Source organism: Streptomyces sp. NPDC101152 (assembly GCF_044768275.1).
Taxonomy (GTDB): Bacteria; Actinomycetota; Actinomycetes; order Streptomycetales; family Streptomycetaceae; genus Streptomyces.
In genome coordinates, this window is the sequence record NZ_JBIWPO010000040.1 from 36,131 (window position 1) to 55,998 (window position 19,868).

General features: G+C 65.5%; 10 protein-coding genes. 9 read left to right on the forward strand and 1 reads right to left on the reverse strand.

Annotated features, from left to right (window positions below; genetic code table 11):
• The first annotated feature begins 400 nt into the window (after positions 1-400).
• The 4 genes from ACIRVK_RS34440 to ACIRVK_RS34455 all read left to right on the forward strand — a co-directional run bounded on the left by ACIRVK_RS34440 (position 401) and on the right by ACIRVK_RS34455 (position 2,757).
• A complete protein-coding gene (locus tag ACIRVK_RS34440; RefSeq protein WP_404254135.1) occupies positions 401-1,072 on the forward strand; it encodes a hypothetical protein in 672 nt (223 codons plus the stop codon).
• A gap of 183 nt (positions 1,073-1,255) precedes the next feature.
• Positions 1,256-1,579, forward strand: coding sequence for a hypothetical protein (locus ACIRVK_RS34445; protein WP_404254137.1), 324 nt, complete (start codon positions 1,256-1,258; stop codon positions 1,577-1,579).
• A gap of 41 nt (positions 1,580-1,620) precedes the next feature.
• Positions 1,621-2,469: a peptidoglycan-binding protein gene (locus ACIRVK_RS34450; RefSeq protein WP_404254139.1), complete on the forward strand. Its 849-nt coding sequence runs from the start codon at positions 1,621-1,623 to the stop codon at positions 2,467-2,469.
• A 30-nt stretch (positions 2,470-2,499) separates the two neighbouring features.
• On the forward strand, positions 2,500-2,757 hold the full coding sequence (locus ACIRVK_RS34455) for a hypothetical protein (RefSeq protein WP_404254141.1): 258 nt from the start codon (positions 2,500-2,502) through the stop codon (positions 2,755-2,757).
• Positions 2,758-3,068: 311 nt separating this feature from the next.
• Here the strand turns inward: ACIRVK_RS34455 and ACIRVK_RS34460 are convergent, their stop codons facing one another.
• On the reverse strand, positions 3,069-8,168 hold the full coding sequence (locus ACIRVK_RS34460; RefSeq protein WP_404254143.1) for a LamG-like jellyroll fold domain-containing protein: 5,100 nt from the start codon (positions 8,166-8,168) through the stop codon (positions 3,069-3,071).
• A gap of 1,013 nt (positions 8,169-9,181) precedes the next feature.
• On the opposite strand from ACIRVK_RS34460, the gene ACIRVK_RS34465 reads away from it, so the two are divergent.
• The 5 genes from ACIRVK_RS34465 to ACIRVK_RS34485 all read left to right on the forward strand — a co-directional run bounded on the left by ACIRVK_RS34465 (position 9,182) and on the right by ACIRVK_RS34485 (position 19,858).
• Entirely contained in the window at positions 9,182-15,880 is a 6,699-nt protein-coding gene (locus tag ACIRVK_RS34465) for a GH-E family nuclease (protein ID WP_404254145.1), read from the forward strand.
• Entirely contained in the window at positions 15,867-16,283 is a 417-nt protein-coding gene (locus ACIRVK_RS34470) for an ankyrin repeat domain-containing protein (protein ID WP_404254147.1), read from the forward strand. The genes ACIRVK_RS34465 and ACIRVK_RS34470 overlap by 14 nt, the downstream gene beginning before the upstream one ends.
• An 872-nt stretch (positions 16,284-17,155) precedes the next feature.
• The gene (locus ACIRVK_RS34475; protein ID WP_404254206.1) at positions 17,156-18,283 is read left to right on the forward strand and encodes an IS701 family transposase; all 1,128 of its coding nucleotides are present in this window, start codon (positions 17,156-17,158) and stop codon (positions 18,281-18,283) included.
• A 427-nt stretch (positions 18,284-18,710) separates the two neighbouring features.
• Complete coding sequence (locus ACIRVK_RS34480; protein ID WP_404254149.1) at positions 18,711-19,295, forward strand: hypothetical protein; 585 nt, start codon at positions 18,711-18,713, stop codon at positions 19,293-19,295.
• Between the two features lie 218 nt (positions 19,296-19,513).
• Complete coding sequence (locus ACIRVK_RS34485; RefSeq protein ID WP_404254151.1) at positions 19,514-19,858, forward strand: hypothetical protein; 345 nt, start codon at positions 19,514-19,516, stop codon at positions 19,856-19,858.
• The last annotated feature ends 10 nt before the right edge of the window (positions 19,859-19,868 follow it).

Genomic DNA, 19,868 nt, shown 5'->3' on the forward strand with positions numbered 1-19,868 from the left:
GTCGCGCCGTCGTCATTGCGCAGAGGACGTCCTGGCCCAGGAACCACCGTTTCTCTTCACCAATTGGGGCATGCCGGGAACGGCAGTCGGGCGGAGTTTTCACACCGCGCTGGATCTTGAGCTGGCCGCCCAACTCCGGTCGCTCCGTACTGCGTTAGTGGTCCGAGGAACGACGTCCCGCTTCCTGTGGGGAAAAGCAGGGTGCAGGGCCTGCCCGGCGCTCCGATGCGAGCTTCATCGCGCCGTCACCGGGGATGAGGCTCGCAGCAATTGCCCGGGCGTATGCCGCCCTCCGAACCGCTGCCCCGGCCGTGTACCGGTGCGCCCTACCCCGCGCGGTAGGACCGGCTGGTGGTGGGGGACCATCTGCTCGACCGTCGTCTGCCTGTGAGGGATCGCCATGCGTGCTGTCCGCCGTGCCCTACCGCCCATCCTGCTCGCCTGCATGCTGCTGGCGGGCTGTAAATCCGGGTCGCTGGGCGCGTCGACGCCGTCCACCCATCGCCCTCCGGCGGCGGGAGCCTCCGGATCAGCCGTGCCCGGTGGTGGGGGAGGGGCGATCGCGGTGGGGGCGGGCCCGCAGAAGACTTACACGGTGCAGCAGCAGCCGGCCGCCGGTTCGTGCCACTACCGGACCGAGCACGGGGAGCCGCTCGAGGACCCGAAGTGCACGCCGGGCGCGATCTCCCCGGCCGTCACGCAGGCGAACCTGAAGTCGACGATCTGCCGTAAGGGCGGCTACACCTCCGGCGTGCGGCCTTCCGCTTATGTGACGGGTCAGGAGAAGAAGCTCAACGCCGCCTCGTACGGGTACACCGGACGTATGGCCGATGCCGAGTACGACCACCTCATCAGCCTGCAGCTCGGCGGCGACCCCAACGACCCGCGCAACTTGTGGGTGGAGCCCGCCGACCCCGGCCACAGGAAGGGCGCGGGGGTGAACAACCAGAAGGACCCGGTGGAGACGAAGCTGCACACCGCGGTCTGCGCCGGCCAGGTCACCCTCGCCGCCGCGCAGAAGGCCATCGTCACCGACTGGACCACTGCCCTGACCGTCCTGCACATCGGCTGACCACACAGCCGCAGACGACCGCTCGCTGCAACTCGATGGCCATTGTGAACCGGTCAGTGGGGGCGAGTATGAGTTGACGATCTGTGAGGCTGCTTGAGTGTTGTCCCCCGAAACGGCGCGGTCCGCCTGCCCCGCCTCTCCTAGACTGATCTTCAGCGGCGCGGGGCTGCCGAAGGGAGCACCGTGAGCGCGCCGCCGGGACAGGACCCCACTCCGTGGGAATTGCTGCGGGCTATGCAGCAGATGCGCGACGACCTGCGCGCCGACTTCGCTGCGCTTGGCGCGCGGCTCGCCGAGATGGTGACGAAGATCCAGTACGAGGGGGACCGGCGGACCGACGAGGTACGGATCAAAGCTGTCGAGGACGACATCGTCCAGATACGGCGCGAGCGCGAGACGGAGCGCCAAGAGGCGCGCAGCGTACGGCGGTTGGCTCTAACCGCACTCGTAGCGCCGATCGCGGTGGGAGTGATCGTCGCGATCGTGACTGGCAAGCTCGGACTGTAGGCTCGGAACAGCAGGCGCGGGGGAGAACAAGGAACGCGCCCATGCCTGATCTCTGGCTGCCTGGAGCCGAGCGGCACCCGCTCAGCGACACAGCACCCACCGACACGCATTACGACCCACGCGTCATCTGGCACATCACGTGGGACAAGAACGCCACGGCGTCCAAGCCCGCCGATCTAGTGGCGTTCGACAAGCTCGTGCAGTACTTCACCGGCACCGGTAAGGGAGTCGCGCCGCATCTGCTCTGGGATCCCTTCACGGGCAGGATCGCCCAGTTCTACCCGGCGGACAGCCGGTCCAAGTCTGTCGTCGACACCACCGGCGGCACCCGGACCAACCGCACCGGGAGGGTGTGTCTGCAGGTTGAGACCCTGTTCTTCCCACACTGCCGTGTGAACGGGAAGTCGTACGCGACCGTCCGGGACTCCCCGGCCAAGGGACTCGACAAGATCCTGGCCTGGGCGCGGGGTTGGGGCGTGCCAGACGTCTGGCCGATGGGCACCCCGACCTGGAAGGCGAACCGAAGCGAGCACATCTGGGAGACGGAGGGCGGGCACTACGGCCACGGTCAGACGCCCGAGAACACGCACGCCGACCCTGGCCCGATGCCGAAGTGGCCGACCGCGACGTCGACGACGCCCAAGCCGAGGCCGCCGGCGTTCCCTGGCCGAAGCGTTTTCGGCCCCGGCAAGTCGAACGCCTCCATCCTCCTGCTGGGCCAGCAGCTCGTGCACAAGGGCTACGGCAAGCACTACCGCGTCGGCCCGTCCCCCCACTGGGGCGAAGCGGACCGCCTCAACGTTGCCACCTTTCAGCGCGCCCAGAAATGGACCGGATCCGACGCCGACGGCTACCCCGGCCCCGAAACCTGGCACCGGCTGTTCTCCTGACCCTCCCATCAGTCCAAGGAGCAAGACTCTATGAACAACCTCTTCACCTCGCTGGTACGCACTGGTGTGCCGGCCGCCGTCGGCTGGCTCGTCGCGGTCGCACTGCGCCATGGCCTCGACCTCGACGCTGCCGCGGTCACGGGAGTCCTGACGCCAGTCGCCACTTGCGCGTACTACGGCGCGTTCCGTCTCGCCGAGGAGCACCTGTCGCCGCGGTTCGGCTGGCTGCTGGGCTACGCGCGACCGCCGAAGTACCAGACCCCGGCGCCCATGCTGCCGCCCACTTGACCGCGGGTGGGATGCCGTTCAGCGGCACGTCCTGGTCCTCGGTCAGGCGCACCAGCAGGGCAGCCCTCGAGTGGGCGGCATTCCAGCCCGCCATAGCCTCCTAGGAACAGCGGTTCCCGGTCTCGTGACTGCGCCGGAGGTTGATCAGGGCGCGCTCGTAGCTGCTGCTGCCCCGTCCGCCGCACGCATCGAGGGTCAACGCGGTGCCCTGCCGTCCGTTAGCAATGTTCCCAACATGGAAGAAGGCCCCCGCCTTTCGGCGAGGGCCTTCGACCTCTTGGAACAATCACCCTATCAGCAGGATGGGCTGGTCAGCTGTAGTAGCCGCTGCAGTCGACGATGAAGTCTACGTTGCCGGAGCTGTTGTTGTAGATGCTGATCTGGCCGCTGGTGTCGGTTGGGGTGAGGGTGAGGTTGGCGAGGGTGTCGCCGGTGCCCCAGTTGATGTTGCTGGTGGCGGGGTTGGATTTGCCGACGCTGGTGGGGTAGGCGGTGGAGTAGCCGCTGCCCGCTGTGTTAGTGACGGTGAGCATGGCGGCGAGTGTGGGTGTGGTTGCGGTGGTCACTTGCTGGGTGGTGCTGGCGGTGAGGGTGTAGGTGCCCAGGGCGGCGACGGCGCCGGTGCTTCCGCCGATTCCGCTGCGGGTGTCGACCAGGCGGGTGGGGTTGAGGGTGTGGAATTTCTGGCCGGTGGTGCTGGTGGTGTAGTAGCCGGAGATGTCGGCGACGACGGCGGTGGCGTTGCTGTGCACGGAGATGGTGATGGTTCCGCCTGTTCCGATGGGGACGTCGCCGGAGAGTGAGGCGATGGCGTTGCCGCTGTTGAAGCTGAGGCTGGTGTCGGCAGTGGGGGCGTATCCGGTGGCGTAGGCCTGGAGGTAGCCGGCGCCGGTGGCGTTGGCTGCGGCGAGGTTGACGGCGACGGCGGTGGCGGTGCTGGGGATGCCGTTCTGGCCGGTGATCTGCAGGGTGAAGTTGTTGCCGGCGGCCACGGTGCCGGTGCTGGTCAGGTTGGTGTTGGTGGTGCTGGAGCGGGTGTCGAGGGCGCGGACGGCGCTGGTCAGTGGTGTGTAGGTCTGGTCCCCGGTGAGGGCTGGTTCGCTGGTGAAGTAGCCGGTGACGTCGACGAGCAGAGCGGTGGTGCCGCTGCTGCTGTCGATGTGTGTGTAGAGGTCGATCTTGCCGTCGTTGCCGACGGGGACGATCTGATAGCCGGTTGCGGTGGTGTTGGCGGCGAAGTTGGTGGATGAGGTGATGGGGCGTTGGGTGCCGTCGGCGTAGGTGGTGACGTAGCCGGTGTCGGTTTCGCCGGTGACGGTGACGTCGACGGCGACGGCGGTGACCGAGGCGGGGACGGTGGTGGGTGCGCCGCTGACCGGGGTGGTGACGGTGTCCCCGGCGATTTTCAGGCTGGTGATGGAGTTGGCGGTGACGGTGCTGGCGCCTGCGGTGATTCCGCTGGTGTTGGTCAGGCCGCTGCTGCTGCGGGTATCGAGAATGCGGGTGGGGGTGACGGCCTGGTGGTAGCTGGCCGGGGTGTAGGGCTGGGCCGGCGGTACGACGGAGCCGGTCCACGTTTGGGCGCGGGCGAGTTCGCCGGTGAAGTAGTCGGCTCGGGCGCTGGTGTGCCAGTCGTCGCCGAGTTGGAAGTTCCCGCTGGCGCCGGTGCTGGGCGCGCTGTGGTTGCCGGTGGCGACGAAGACGTCGTCGACATACAGGTTCATGACGCCGGTGGTCTTGTCGTAGGTGGCGGTCAGGTGGGCCCAGGTGCCGAGGTGGACGGTGCCGCCGGTGACGGCGTCGAAGCTCCAGGCGGTACCGGCGCCGGTGTTGAGGCTGAACTGCCAGCCGCTGGAGGTGGGCACGAGCAGGATGCCGGAGTCGGCGCTGCCGCTCTGGGAGAGGACCGCGCCGCCGTACGCGGTGGGGTCGGCCCAGATGGACACGGTGAAGGACTTGGTCAGGTCCAGGGCCTTGCTGCCCTGCAGGTAGTTGTGGCCGGTGGCATCGAGCTGGACGTCGGGGCTGAACAGGCCGCCGGTGGGGGCGGTGATGCCGTTGGTTCCGCCGGTTCCGGTGAGGGTGATCGCGGTGGCGGCGGCGTCGTCTGCGCTGAGTGCGCTGGTGTCGTAGTCGTTGAGCGGCCAGTCGTGGGTGTCGGTGCTCAGAGCCTGCCCGCTCCCAGCGGGAGTGGTGAGGGTGGCGGTGGTGCCGGATAGGGTCATTTCATTGGCGGTGACGGTTCCGCTGCTGCTGATGGTCCACAGGTCGGGTGTGCCGTCGTTGTTGATGTCGGAGGCCTGGAGGACTGGCTGGTTGCCAGAATCCCAGCCGGTGCTAGCGGCCTCAACGGAGGTGAGTGTGGTGTCGGTGGCGGAGGACAGGGAGTCGTAGGCCAGTGTCTTCAGGTTGGCGGAGCTGATGTACCACAGCTGGCCGCGGGAGGGGTCGTTGCTGTCGGTGCTGGTGTCGCGGGCGAACACGGCCGGCATGCCGTTGGCGTCGAGGGTGCTGGTGATGGTCCAGCTGTTCCAGCCGCTCCAGGCGCTGGTGCAGTTGGTGCTGATGGTGGTGCTGGTGTTCTGGGCCAGGCAGTACGGGTTGTAGTCCGCCAGATCTGTGCCTGACTGCGCCCCGGGGTAGATGCCTTTGTCCCGAGTGGAGTTCTCATCGTAGAGCTTGCCGTCGATGACGAGCAGGAGGTCGGGGTAGCCCGTGTGGGCGTTGCCGTTGACGTCGTTGTACAGGTCGCCGCCGTTGGCGATGGATGTGGCTGGCGTGACGGTGCTGGTCGTGGTGCCGTCGCTGTTGATGGTGGTGTCGGTGAAGGCGAAGACTCCGGGGGAATTGGTGATGGGGAAGGAGTCGACGGGGTGCAGACCGGTGCCGTCTCCCTGGCCGCGCAGGATCTCGCCGCTAATGGTCCCGGTGGCGGTGTTGTAGCTGTAGTCCAGGATGTCATTGAAGCCGGCGCCGGTGAAGAAGTGGCCTGTGATGGCCTGGGTGCCTGTGAAGGAGGTGGCGGTTTGATTGGTGGAGACGCCGTTGCCGTCGATGCCGATGTTCCGGGCGATGGGGTTGACCTTGCCGCTGCTGGTACCAGTGGCCTGCCAGAGCCCGGCAGGAAGGGAGTTCTTGCCGCCGACGGTCAGCAGGTCGGCGATGCCGTCGCCGTTGAGGTCGTCGCTCGCGGCCGTGGCTGGCGCACTGGCGATGAAGATGTAGTTGAAGGTGTCACCGAGGTTTCCGCCGCTGGAGACTGCGGTGACTGTCAGCACATTGGTTTGGGTGGTCGGCTTGAGCGAGATGGACGCGCTGTAGGGGCTGGTGGTGGAGGCGGAGACGCTGACCGGGTTGCCGCCGTTGAGCTGGTAGCGGTAGCTGCCCGGCGCGCCGGTGAGGGTGTTGGTGTCGGTCAGGGTGAAGGCAGCGGATGTGCCGACCGTGCAGGAAGCGGGATCCGAGCTGTCGATATTGGGGCAGTAGATCGGGCTGCTGGTGCCGTCTGGGTTGGTCTTCGTCGTGGAGACGGGTGTGACGGACGGTGCGCCGGGAACGGTGGGGTCGTAGTAGAAGTGGCAGGTGGTCGACGGATCGCTGGTCAGATGTTGGTCGCTGGCGGTGAGGTACCAGGCGAACTCAGTCTTCGCCGTGAGTCCTTTGAAGGGCCCGGAGCTATCCGTGTGGGAGTAGATGACGCTGGTTGGGTAACCGCTGGTCGCGTTATGCGACTGGGGGTAGGTGACGTTGTTCGCCATGTTCTTGAGCGTGAAGTTGGCGGTGAGCGTGTCGATCGTGCCGTCCGGGTCGGACACCTTGGCGCGCAAGGTGACATCGCCCAGTCCCAGCGTGGTCGGGGTCGCGGCGGTGCAGCTGGTGGCCGGGCTGGTGGTGAGCGAGGCGGGGGTGTCGGGCTTGTGGTCGTAGTCGGTGGTGATGGTGGCCTGCTTGCTGAACTGCTTCCAGGCGTAGTCGTTGCTCTCGTCCGCGGCCTTCAGCTCGAAGGTGGCCTGTGACCACTTGTTGGCGGCGGCTTGCAGCATCAGCGGGCGGATGTTGAAGGTGACGTCTGCGGGGCCGCAGTCGGCGGACCAGCCGTTGGCGGCAGTCTGTGAGTCGAGCTTGCCGAGATTGAGGTGGTCCGGCTGGTTGTTCCAGGTGGTGCTGGGCGAGATCGCTTTGGTTCCGTAGAGGTCGACCTGCTCGGGCGTGCAGGAGGCCGACCAGTTTTCGTAGAAGGAGATGTGCGAGTCGATCACATCGTCCGCTTTCCAGACCTTGCTGTTGATGCTGGTCTGGAAGTAGGCCCGGTTGGTGGAGATATCGGGGGTCCAGTCGGTGTAGCCGACGTGCAGGGGACCGGGTGTGGAGGCGCCGGGCTCCCAGTAGGAGGTGTTGGGCCACTTACTGTCGACGAACGCCCACGCCTGGACGGTGTCGGTCTGGCCCGAGGGGACGAAGGTCGGGTCGATGTACACGGGGTAGACCGTGTGCTTGCCCCTCAGCAGGTCATGGTCGGGCGAGAGCCTGATTCTCCCGGCGCGGTAGGAGGCCTTCAGACTGGTGGTGCGGGCGGCGGTTCCGGGTGACGCAGGGCTGGAGATGAGCGGGTTGCCGGTGCGGGTATCGACCTTCTGGCCGGTCTGCAGGTTGGTCGCCTTCGGAGTGCTCGCGGCGGCACGGCCGGAGTCCCACATGGTGGGGGCGGTGGCCGAGAACAGGGTGTCTCCGTGAGGATCCTTGGCGGTGATGTCACCGGCCGCGTCGCTGGCCAGCGTCACGCCGGTGGCCTTGGTGGACAGGGCAAGGTCCGCCAGGGCCGGGTTGGCTGCCGCGGTGGCGTTCTTGACCACCAGGACCTCGCTGAACCCGCCGGTGTCCTGTGCGGTCACCGCCAGGTCTACGCCGGGAAGCACGTCGTGGTACGTCGCGGTGGGACCCGACAGGGTTGGCGTGGTGAGGGTGAAATCGGCAGGCAGGGACACGGCCAGGGAGCCGCTGCCAGCCCGCATGCTGGCCAGCGGTTTGCCTGCTGCGCCGCTGTTCAGGGTCAGAGGACTGGTGGACACTTTGGGGGAGATCGTGCCGTCCGCATGACGCACCAGCGTCGGATCGAGGTTCTCCCATCTGCCGTGCACCAGTCTGCGGACGGGAGCGATGGTCTGTCTGAGCGTCAGCGTGCCGTTGGAGTTGGCGGTCAGGGTGGAGGAGTCGGTCGTTTCGGCTGTCGCCTGGACCGGTTTGCCGGTGGCCCGTGCCTTCGCCAGAGCCTGGCTCTCCGTCAGTCCGGCGGAGGGTCGGGCTGAGGTGTGAGGGGCGGTGTCGGTACGTGTCGTCGTGGTGGCCGCGCGGGCGAGGCCGGGGGTGAGCAATGCCCCGGTGACCGCGAGGGCGGAAGCGCCGACGACCATGCGGCGTGCCCATGAAAAGGGCAGCGGAACCCGCTTAGTCCTTTGCATTTTCTTTCCCCAAGTCTTCATGCTGATGGAAAAACCCGTAAGGGATGTACGGGCCCCGATGGCGAACCGTCGACAGTGGCCAAGGCTTCGTAAAGCTCATTTGAGGGTTTCTTGGCGGTCTGTGGCGGCAGCCTCTCCGTAATCACCTGTGGTGTCGACGTGTCGGATTCGTGAGGCCGAGGCCGCGTCACCGTATGGGCAGTTACCGTCCGACATGGGCTTATGTGATCCAGATCACGTCATGGACATGTCTTTGATGTCTGTTTCTGTTGTTGTTTGTCGATCTTCTTTGGTGAGTTCTTTCCAAGCTCCTTCTTCTTCGTGATTGCGCTTTCAGGTAATTCTTGGCGCGGACGAGCGATCACGTGGCCTTTACAAGAGATGCGTGAACCCCACGCGAGCGTCTGCAATTTCGGCATGTCGTCGTGACGAGGGGGAAGGCCGTGTCTGGTAGACGCACGCCCGGAAACAGTGGACCGACTCGGCTGTGGACTCGCCGCCGCGTGCGGCGGCTGTTTACGGCGTGGGCCGCGCTGGTGGCCTGGTCCCTGTGTCTGAGCCTGGCCTTCGGATCCACAGCGAGTGCGCTACCCCTCGTCTCCTCCACATCGGTCGTCAAGCCGAAGGCGGACCTCGGCCGTTCCGTCACGGGCCTGAAGCCCATCCCACACCAGCAGGTGCGCCTCTCCACTGCCACCCGGCACAACGCCGTGCCGACAGAGACCACTTGGCCGGCCGTCCACGCGGGGAACTTGAAGCTCACGCCGCCCGCTCACGCTGCTGCCGCAGGCGCCAAGGCAGTTGCGGCGGGAACCCCGGTGTGGGCGCAGGCAATAGCGCCCCGCAAGGGCACCTACACGGGCCCCACCACGCTGGGTGTCTCGGTCCGGCCTCGGTCGCTGTCCGCACGGTTGGGTGTCTCCGGCCCGGTGTGGTCCCTCGCCTCCAGCCAGTCGGCCGCTGCCGTGTCCGGCACAGGCCGGGTGAAAGTGGGCCTGGCCTACGGCGCCTTCCGCCAGGCAGTCGGTGGCAACTACGCTTCCCGGCTGCGGCTGGTGGAACTGCCCGCCTGCGCACTGACGACCCCACAGCTGGCCAACTGCCGCAAGCAGACGCCACTGACCTCACTCAACAACCCCCAGCAGGCGGCCGTTTCCGCAGAGATCACCCTCGGCGGAACCACATCGGTGACGAGCGCCGGGCTCACCAAGGCCCAGCGGACCGCGACCGCATCAGCCGTGTCGGCCGTCTACTCCGGATCGGCCTCGGCCGCGACGTCGGCGCAGACGGCCTCGACCTCCGGTGCGGCGACCGTCATCGCAGCCACCGACTCCACCGGACAGGAGGGCGGCGCAGGCGGAAACTACGCCTCCACCCTGTCGTCCGCCGGTTCATGGGCCCAGTCGGGGTCGTCGGGTGACTTCACCTACACCTACAAGGTGCAAACGCCGGTGGCGTCGACCTCGTTGGTACCGGACCCGTCCTTGTCCTACGACTCCGGCGCTGTCGACGGGAAGACGGCGAACACCCAGGCCCAGTCGTCCTGGGTAGGCGACGGATGGAGCACCCAGGACTCCTTCGTCGAGCAGGAATTCACCCCGTGCGCCGACTCTCCGGAGGGCAGCGCAGGCTCGGTGACTACACCGGACGAGTGCTACGACGGTCCCGTCCTGACCATGTCCCTGAACGGATCCTCGACCTCGATCGTCTACGACTCGGCCACCTCCACCTACAAGCTGGCCAGCGACAACGGCGCGACGGTCACGAAGGTGACCAACTCGTCGAACGGGTCAGGCACCTATGACACCTCCTACTGGCTGATCACCGAGCGGGACGGGACCAAGTACTACTTCGGCCGCAACGAGCTGCCGGGCTGGGCGTCCGGAAACGCCACGACCAACTCGGTGGACTCGGAGCGGGTCTACGCCGCCCATTCCGGTGACCCCTGCTACAACTCCACGGCCACCAGCAGCTACTGCACCATGGCCTACAAGTGGCACCTGGACTACGTCACCAACGCAGCCGGCGCGGCGATGGCCTACTACTACACGCAGGACACCAACTACTACGGTGCCTACAACGGGACCTCCGAGGTCAAGTACGTGCGCGACTCCTACCTCGCCCACATCGACTACGGCTTCACCACCGCCACCGGACCCTACGGCACCGTCCCCGACAAGATCGTCTACAACCCGTCGGCGCGCTGCACCTCCACCAGCAGCAACTGCGGCAGTGCGGAGACATCGTCCAACGCCTCCTACTACCCGGACGTTCCGTACGATCTCGTCTGTGTTTCCGGAGCGACGTGCAGTGCCTACGGGCCGTCGTTCTTCTCCACCGTCCGCCTGAGCTCGATCACCACGCAGCAGTACTCGGTCTCCTCCAGCGCGTATGTGACCGTCGACTCCTATGCGCTGACCCAGACGGAGCCGTCGACGGGGGATGCGACCAGCGCGACGCTGTGGCTGTCCTCGGTCCAGCGCACCGGCGCGGACACGTCCGCAGGCGGCTCCACGTCCTCGATCACCATGCCGCCGGTGCAGTTTTACGGATCGGCACTGGAGAACCGGGTCAGCACCTCCACCTACCCGGGTCTCTTCCGCTACCGCATCACAAAGATCATCAACGAGATGGGCGGGGCGATCGGCGTCACTTACACGCTGCCGACTGCCTGCTCGACCTCGGCCACACCCTCATCAAACACCGCCTCGTGCTTCCCGGAGTACTGGACTCCCAGCGGCTACATCAGCCCGATGCTGGACTGGTTCAACAAGTACGCGGTGCAGGTGGTGTTGGAGACCGACACCACCGGCGGCTCTGCCACCAAGGAGACCGACTACGCGTACGCCGGCGCGGCCTGGCACTACGACGATGACGAGAACACCAAGCCGAAGTACCGCACTTACGGGCAGTGGCGCGGCTACCAGCAGGTGACCACCACCATGGGCAACGGCGCCGGTGATGCCAAGACCAAGCAGGTGGACTCCTACTACCAGGGCATGGACGGCGACTGGCTGTCGTCCACCTCCACTCGGAGCGTGTCGCTGACCGACTCCCAGGGCGGCAAGCACACCGACTCCAACCAACTTGCCGGAAGAGTGCTGGAGTCCACCGTCTACCTCGGCAACGACGGCAGTGCCGACAGCTCCACCATCACGTCCTACTGGATCTCGGCAGCCACCGCGACGCGCACCCGCTCCAAACTGCCCGACTTGACCGCCAACGCGACCGGCACCGCAGAGGTGTGGAAGCGGCAGCGGCTCACCGACGGCGGCACCACCAGCTGGCGCTACACCGAGACCGACACGACATACGACGCCGCGCGCTCCGACGACGACTTCGGCCTGCCGACCTACGTGTACACGCACACCGTGCCGGCCGACTCCCACTACGACCTCTGCGCCGCCACCACCTACGCCCCGGCCAACACCAGCGCCAACATCGTCGGTCTGGTCTCTGGCACGGAAGCCGACTCGGTGGCGTGTTCAGGCTTCACCGAAGGGTCGGTCGCCTCCGTACCCAATGGCCTGAACACCCTTGGCGCACCCGCCAGCGTCACTCGGCCTGACCAGGTCGTCTCCGCCACGCGCACGTTCTACGACGACAGCAGTTTCTCCTCTACCTTCCCGCAGGCCAGCGCCCCGACCATGGGTCTGGTCACGATGACCCTCAAGGCCACCGACTACGGTGCCGGCGCGTTCACCTGGCGCACTACCGCCAAGAACACCTACGACAGCACCTACCACCGGTTGTCAGGTACGACGAACGGCAACGGCAACACCACCACAACCAGCTACACGGTCAACTCGGCCTATCTGACCACTGGACAGAGCGTCACCCAGCCCACTGTGGGCGGGGTCGCCCGCACCAGCAGCTCCACCCTGGACCCGGAGCGGGGCCTGACCCTCACCTCGATCGACGCCAACCACGTGGTGACCACCGTTCAGTACGACGCACTGGGGCGGGCCACCTCGGTGTGGAAGGACTCCCGCGCCACCACTGCGCTCGCCAACCAGACCTTCGCCTACACTCTGTCCAACAGCTCCCTGTCGGGCGTGGTGACCAACACCCTGAACGACAACAGCGGTTACCTCACCTCGGCCACCGTCGAAGACTCGTTCGGCCGGACCCGGCAGTCCCAGACGTACACACCGCAGGGTGGCCGCCTGATCAACGACACCTTGTACGACTCGCGCGGCTGGGTGGCCAAGAAGAACACCGGCTACTGGGACTCCGCCACCACCCCGGCACTCTCCCTGAACTCGGTGCCGGACAACCAGGTCGCCGACCAGGACGTCTACACCTACGACGGACTGGGCCGACAGATCTACGACACCTCCGAGAAGAACGGTGCGGTCGTCTCGACCACCACCACGGTCTACAACGGCGACGCCACCACCGTCATCCCGCCCCGGAGCTCCGCCAGCGCCGCCATCCCGTCCACGGGCGAAGTAACCAAAACCACCCGCACCGACCCGCTCGGCCGCACCAGCGAACTCGACGAGTACACCGCCACACCAACACTGACCACACCGTCAAACACCACCACCGGGACCTTCTACCTCAGCGGCGGCACCACCACCGCAACCAAGTACGGCTACGACGGCCACGGCCGGCAGTCCACCACCACCGACGCCAAGGGCGACGTGTGGACCAACACGTACGACCTGGCCGGGGAGGTGATCTCCAAGACCGACCCCACGGCCGCCACCTCCACCATGGTCTACGACGCGGACGGCAACCTGCTGCAGACTCAGGACTCCCGGGGCGAGTACGTCTCCTACACGTACGACGCCCTCGACCGCAAAACCGGTCAATACGCTGCCGCCACCGCTGCCCAGGTCGCCTATACCTCCATCAGCTCACCCGGCAACCAGACCGCCGCCTGGGTATACGACAACGCCAACGCCGCCATCTCCGGCATGACCTACCCGATCGGGCACGTCACCACCGCGACCGCCTACAGCGACGGCTACGCCTACGTTCAGCAGGCCGTCAACTTCAACATCTTCGGCGAATCCCTGGGCGAAGAGACCATCATCCCCTCCGCCGCACAGGGCACCGTCCTCGGCAAGACCTGGAAGATCACGCACTCCTACACCAGCGTCCTCGGCCTCCTGTGGACCGACGGCTACGCGCTCGGCGGCGGACTGCCCGCCGAGACCGTCACCCACGGCTACAACAACGACAACGAGCCAAACGGCTTGGTCACCAGCGCCTACAGCTACCTGCAGAACGTCAGCTACAGCGCATACAACCAAGTTGCACAGGTCCAACTCGGTTCCTCCACCTCCTACGCCACCGCCACCGCCACCTATGACCCGCACACCGGCGACCTGACCGACCAACTCGTCACCCGCTCCACCACCACCCCGGCAAGCGTGGACGACACCGCCTACGCGCACGACCTGGTCGGAAACACCACCCACCAGACCGAAACCCGCTCCGGTTCCAGCACTACGGCCGAGACGCAGTGCTACACCTACGACACCCTCGACCGCCTCACCACGGCCTGGACCGCCACCGACACCTGCACGGCGACCCCCACCAGCAGCGACCACAGCACCGTCGGCGACGGCATCATGGGCGGCACCTACTGGACCAGCTGGAGCTACGACGACATCGGCAACCGCGGCACCCAAACCCAGCACACCGTCTCGGGTACCGGCAGCGATACCGTCACAACCAGCCACTACTCCAGCAGCCAGCCCAATACCCTGACCAGCACCACCAGCGCCGGCGGCTCTACCGCATCGACCAGCTACGGCTACGACAGCGCCGGCAACACCACGACCCGCGACACCAGCACCGGCAACCAGACCCTCCTCTGGAACAACAGCCAACAGCTGACGAAGGTAACCAACAGCACCACCGGCACCGCCACCAGCTACATCTACGCCGCCGACGGCAGCCTGCTGCTGCAGATCGATGCCACTACCACGACCCTGTATCTCGGCAGCGAACAGATCACCCTCAACACCACCACCAGCACCGCCACCGGCGTGCGCTACTACGCGGTCCCCGGCGCCACCGTCGTCCGCACCGGCACCGGCACCAACTACGGCTTCGAACTCGCCGCCGACCAACACGGCACGAACACCCTCTATCTCGACTACACCGCCCAAACCCCCACGTGGCGCCAGTTCGATCCCTACGGAAATCCTCGCGGCACCACAACCACTTGGGCCGACAACCGCACCTTCCTCAACAAAACAACCGACACCACGACCGGCCTGACCGACGTCGGCGCCCGCGAATACGACCCCAACCTGGGCCGCTTCGTCAGTCTCGACCCCGTCTTCGAAGCCACCAGTCCTCAAGAATTCAACGGCTACGCCTACGCCGGCGACAACCCCGTCACGAACAGTGACCCCAGCGGCCTGATGGGCTGCGAATCTCGTGACGAGTGCGGAGGCGGGGCTCAGTATGGTGACAACACCCCGACCAGAAACAGCGGTGGCAAGCCCCTCAACGATCCCTCATGGGGATGCAGTGGCTGCGACGGGACCGTGCACTACAACCGATATGACTTCCCCAGTGCTAGCGGCAGTGGAGGCGGCGGGGGTAACGGGGGGAATGGCGCGGTCAAGCAGACCAAGGGCATTGGTGAGACGGATGCCCTCGGCCATATTGCTGGCATAGTCAACGGACTTGATCACGTAAGCGACGTTGTGAATCCGGGCTGCTGGATTCTCTCAGACTTCTGTAGCTACCACCCAGATACGGTTAATGGCTGGGCGAAAGACCTGGGAGCAGACACTGGCTCACCCACCTACCAGGCCGCAGAGGATAACGGTGATCAATTCGCCAATCTCGCGATCGGTGGAGTAATTGGTGAAGCGATCGGAGAAGCATTCGGTTTGGAAGACGGGCCTTGCAGCTTCGCGCCTGCCACTCCAGTACTGATGGCTCACGGCAAGACCAAACCAATCAGCAAGATCGAGGTCGGCGACAAAGTCCAGTCAGCCGACCCTAAGACGGGCAAACACCAAGGTGCCCGCACCGTCCAGCATGTGTGGATCAACCACGACCACGATCTGCTCGACCTGACCATCCGCACCAGGCGTGATCACACTGCCGTCCTTCATACCACTGCCAACCACCCCTTCTGGGACGAAACCGCCCACACCTGGGTCCCCGCCGGCAAGCTCCGTCATGGTGACGCGCTCAACACGGCCTCTGGGCACCACGCCTATGTCCTAACTGTCCGCTACACTCCCGGTGCTGCCAACCGCTGGAACCTCACCGTTCAGCAACTCCACACGTACTATGTGCTGGCGGGCGGTACGCCGATCCTGGTGCACAACAGCGACCTCTGTGGGGTAACGCGTGGTTCGGATGGGCGTTTCCAGTCGATCCCCAATCGACTGGATCCCGGTACAACGTATGCTCGCGTCACCCTCCGTTCGTCGACCAAGCAAGCGATCCAGGATGCTGCGCCACGCGACGCGGAAGGAAACTTCATCGATCCGAATACGCAGCAGCCTATTCATGGGCCATTTCATTACGGGCACAAGCCGGGATTTGAGTACTGGCGAAATCGAGACATGGCGCAGCTGCTAGGTTGGGATCGGAAGCAGTTCATAGAGTATGAGAACGATCCGAGTCACTACCAAATCGAAGATCCCTACAACAATTTGAGTCATCAATATGAGCAACCGTGACGCACGTGATCGCCAGGGGCGAACCCCGCTCCATATTGCGGCCTTGCGTGGTGATGTATCCGAGGTCGAGCAGCTGATCGCCTCTGGCGCTGACCCCAGTGCTGCGGATAGCAACGGATTCACCCCGTTGCATCTGGCGGCGCAGGAGGGGCACGTCGGTGTGGCTCAGGTGCTGCTGGATAGTGGAGCTGAGGTTGATAGGAAGAATCGCTTCGGAAACACCGCACTATCCGTTGCAGTGTTCAACTCTCGGGGTAGGGGGGACCTTATTTCCCTCTTGCGAGAGCGTGGCGCTGACCCCTTGGTTGAAAATGCGAGTGGACAGACCCCGTTTGGTCTAGCTCGCTTGATCGCCAATTTTGATGTGGCTCAGTATTTCACCGATATCGAACCTCCTGAGTAGCCGATTAAATGCAGCCGAAGTTCAGGGTTCCCCCGGAGCCTGCGTACTGTGAGTGGATGTCGCGCTCGCGGTGCCGCCGGGGGGCTGCTGAAGTACGCGCACACGTCTGGCGACTGGCTGGTGAAGCAGCACACCGGATCTCGTCCTGAGCGAGGCGCTGTTCGGCAGTGGGGGACGGCTGTACAACGTGTGCGAGTTGCCTGCGGACATGCTTGCTGTCCCCGAACAGCTTCAGCGGATTCAACTGCCGGGGTGGGCAGGTCCCGAGGACTCCCCCCGTGCGTTGGTCCTCTGCCCCGGGCAAGCTGCTGGGCCAAGATGGCCTGGGCGTCCACAGCTGGCTTCATGTCCGGAATTGGACCCGCGCTGATTTGGATGCGATCTGCGCCGCCGTCTCCGGACGACCCGCGGGGTACACCGATGGCTTTATCGGTGCAGTTGGCCCCACTTCTCCGGCCTGGCGCGGCTCCAGGACAAACCGGGCGCAACCGCTTCCGGTCAGGACTGGCCCCGCCGCTGAACAGGGCGAACGGCTTCCCGTGGGGCCGATTCAAGCCGGAACCGAACACTTACGTGGGTCCAAGTCGGACCGATTCCGGTGGGTCGGCGGCACCGATAAAGCCACACCGAGCCACTCAGTTCCGGACCGCTGCCCTTCTGAACTTGTCGCGCTACCTCTTGAGACATCTCCAGTCATGAGACCACGGGCGAGGCAGACGACGTTGTCAGGTCTAGTACTACAGGGCTAGATCTTGATCATGGGGTGATGGGAGGCTCTGGCTGTGGCCACGACACAGCCCCATGATCCAGATCGTCCGTCGGACGCCGTCAGCCCGGCCGATTTAGCCGTCTGGGACCGCGAGTTCGCCGCCCTGGGCGAGCGGACAACCCCGCTGTTCTACCGTCCGGAATCCCAAGAGCACGCCCTTCAGTACCTGCGTGGGCTCCTCTCCCCATTGCAGCGCAAGAACGGCTGGACCATGGCCGAGTTCGCCGGCGAGAAGGAGCCCAAGGCACTCCAGCGGTTCTTGAACCTCACCCCGTGGAGCGCGGATCTGCTGCGGGATCTGGTCCGCGACTACGCCATGGAACGCTTCGCGGATCCCCGGGGCGTGCTGATCGCCGACCCCACCGGGTTCGCGAAGAAGGGCGTCAAATCCGCCGGGGTCCAGCGGCAGTATTCCGGCACCCTCGGACGTGTCGACAATTGCCAGATCGGGACGTTCCTGGCCTACGCCAACCGTCGTGGCGACCGTGTGCTGATCGACCGGGAGCTCTACCTGCCCAAGGATTCCTGGGCCGTCGACTTCGAACGCCGCCGGGAGGCCGGGATCCCGGACGAGGTGACTTTCCGCACGCGTCCGCAGCAGGTCCAGGCCATGATCGACCGTGCCGTGGCGGCCGGGGTGCCGTTTTCGTGGTTCGTCGCGGACGAGGAATTCGGCCAGAACAGGATCCTGCGCAGGCACCTGGAAGCAGAAGGCATCTTCTACTGCATGGCTGTCCCGAAATCCACCGACGTGAACACCGCGGGCATCACCACCAATCCCGACACCCCGACCCGGTTGGACAACCTGGCATCACACCTGCGGCCGGGGGACTTCTCCCGGCGTGCCTGCGGGATCGGAGCAAAAGGATTCCGCACCTACGACTGGGCCGTAATCGCCGGACGGGACGGGCGCCCGTACGTCGTCCGCCGCACCATCGCGGACGGGGAGCTCGCCTACTTCCACTGCTACAACCCGCGCGGGGAAGCACTGTCGGAACTGGTGGCGGTCATCGGATTGCGCTGGCCGGTCGAGGAGTGTTTCGAGGCGGCCAAGCAGCAGGCCGGGCTGGACAACTACCAGGTACGCAAATACGACGCCTGGCATCGCCATGTCACCCTGGCCATGCTGGCGTTGGCATTCCTGGCCGCGATGGCCCGAACCCCGCAAAAGGGGGCTCTTCCGACCTGGGCGGTGACCGCGGGCCGCGAACGCGGAGGCTCGCGGCCCTGACCGTCGCCGAGGTCCGGCGGCTGTTCAACCTGATCGGCTTGGCTCGCACCGCCATCGACCAGGGACTTCGCTGGTCGATGGCGGTGCGCGCATCAGGCGGAGGCGCGACGGCACCATTTCCGAAGGCGGCTGCGGCTCCAGATGATCAAGATCTAGCCCTGTAGTACTAGGCCTCGCTTCCAGCTGATGGCTAGCCTGTGCGGCGGCAAAGGGTTCGACTACGACCAGCTGTGCCGAGGGCTACGCGAGTTGTCCGCCATCGCAAGGACCGGATGGACGTTGAACCCAGTCGGAAACGGCCCCAATAGGCAACTGTCCAGAGCGTCGATTGCAGGATGTCCTGAGGCCCGTTCATGCTCAGGGCTCAGTACCATTGGGCTGCGGTTACGATCTATATGCACTACTGGCTTGATCGGGAGGCGATGGCGTGGCGCGCGAGGACAGGCCGGCGGCGAGGAAGCCGTATCTGGCCGGCGGGGCGGAGTTCGCGGCACTCTACGACGTGAAGCGGCTCCAGGTCAGCCAGTGGATCAGCCGTGACCAGACCCTGGACTACCGGTACGCGAAGATCATCAGCGGCTCGCCGTACTGGCTCCTCCAGTTCGCCAGGCGATTCGGGGAGACCACACCGCGACCGCGGCGACTCAACGAAACAGAGTTGGCGCGGCTCGTCGAGGAACAGGCACCCGGGTACTGGGTCGGGGAAGTGGAGCAGCTACCGCCGCTGGTTGGTCAGGCTGAAGTGACAGCCCTGTTCCGGCTTGAGGACAGCGCGTTGGTGCGTAAGGCGGTGGGTACGGGCCGGTTCCGGCCTGCTGATTACACGCTGTCCGGGTCCCCGATCTGGCTCCTGGAGCCGATCATCGAAGACGCCCCCAGCTTGCAGGCCAGCGCGCGGGGAGTCGAGTGGGCGATAGACGAATCGATCCTCACGGCTCTGCGCGACGGCACGTACGACGGACCGGGGTCTAAGATCATCCCCCGCGGCCGGGCGGCGGCAAAGGCGAAGTAACACCAGTTCAGAAGCTATTTAAGCCTTGATCCATCCCGTAATTGCATATAGAATAGAAGCACACCCGCAGGGGGTGCGCTTCTATCTTTCGGGGGTGGCGTGCGGTATCGAAGAGGTCCTCCCCGGGGATGGTTGGCGGCGTTGTCGATCGACATTCCCTCTCGGCAAAGATAGATTCCAACACTCCAGGGTGTTCGTGCTGTCGCTAAGGGGGAGCCTTGCTGATCGAGCAGCCGCCGTTGTTCGGCACCATCCAGCCCGTCCGCCACCCCGCCGTCGTCGGCAACCCGACCATCCAGCAGCGATTCGAGGCGTTCCACGCCCTCAACCCCTGGGTCATCAGGGCGCTGACTCGGATGACCGCTGACTGTGTGGAGAAGGGGTTCACCCGCATCGGGATCGGGATGCTCTTCGAGCTCCTGCGCTACCAGTACGGCGCGGCGACCAAGGGCGACGAGTTCGCGCTGAACAACGACTACCGCTCCCGGTACGTGCGGCTCCTCCTGGCCGAACACCCGGAGTGGACATCCCTTTTCGAGGTCCGGGCCCTGCGCGCGGACTGAACACGACCTC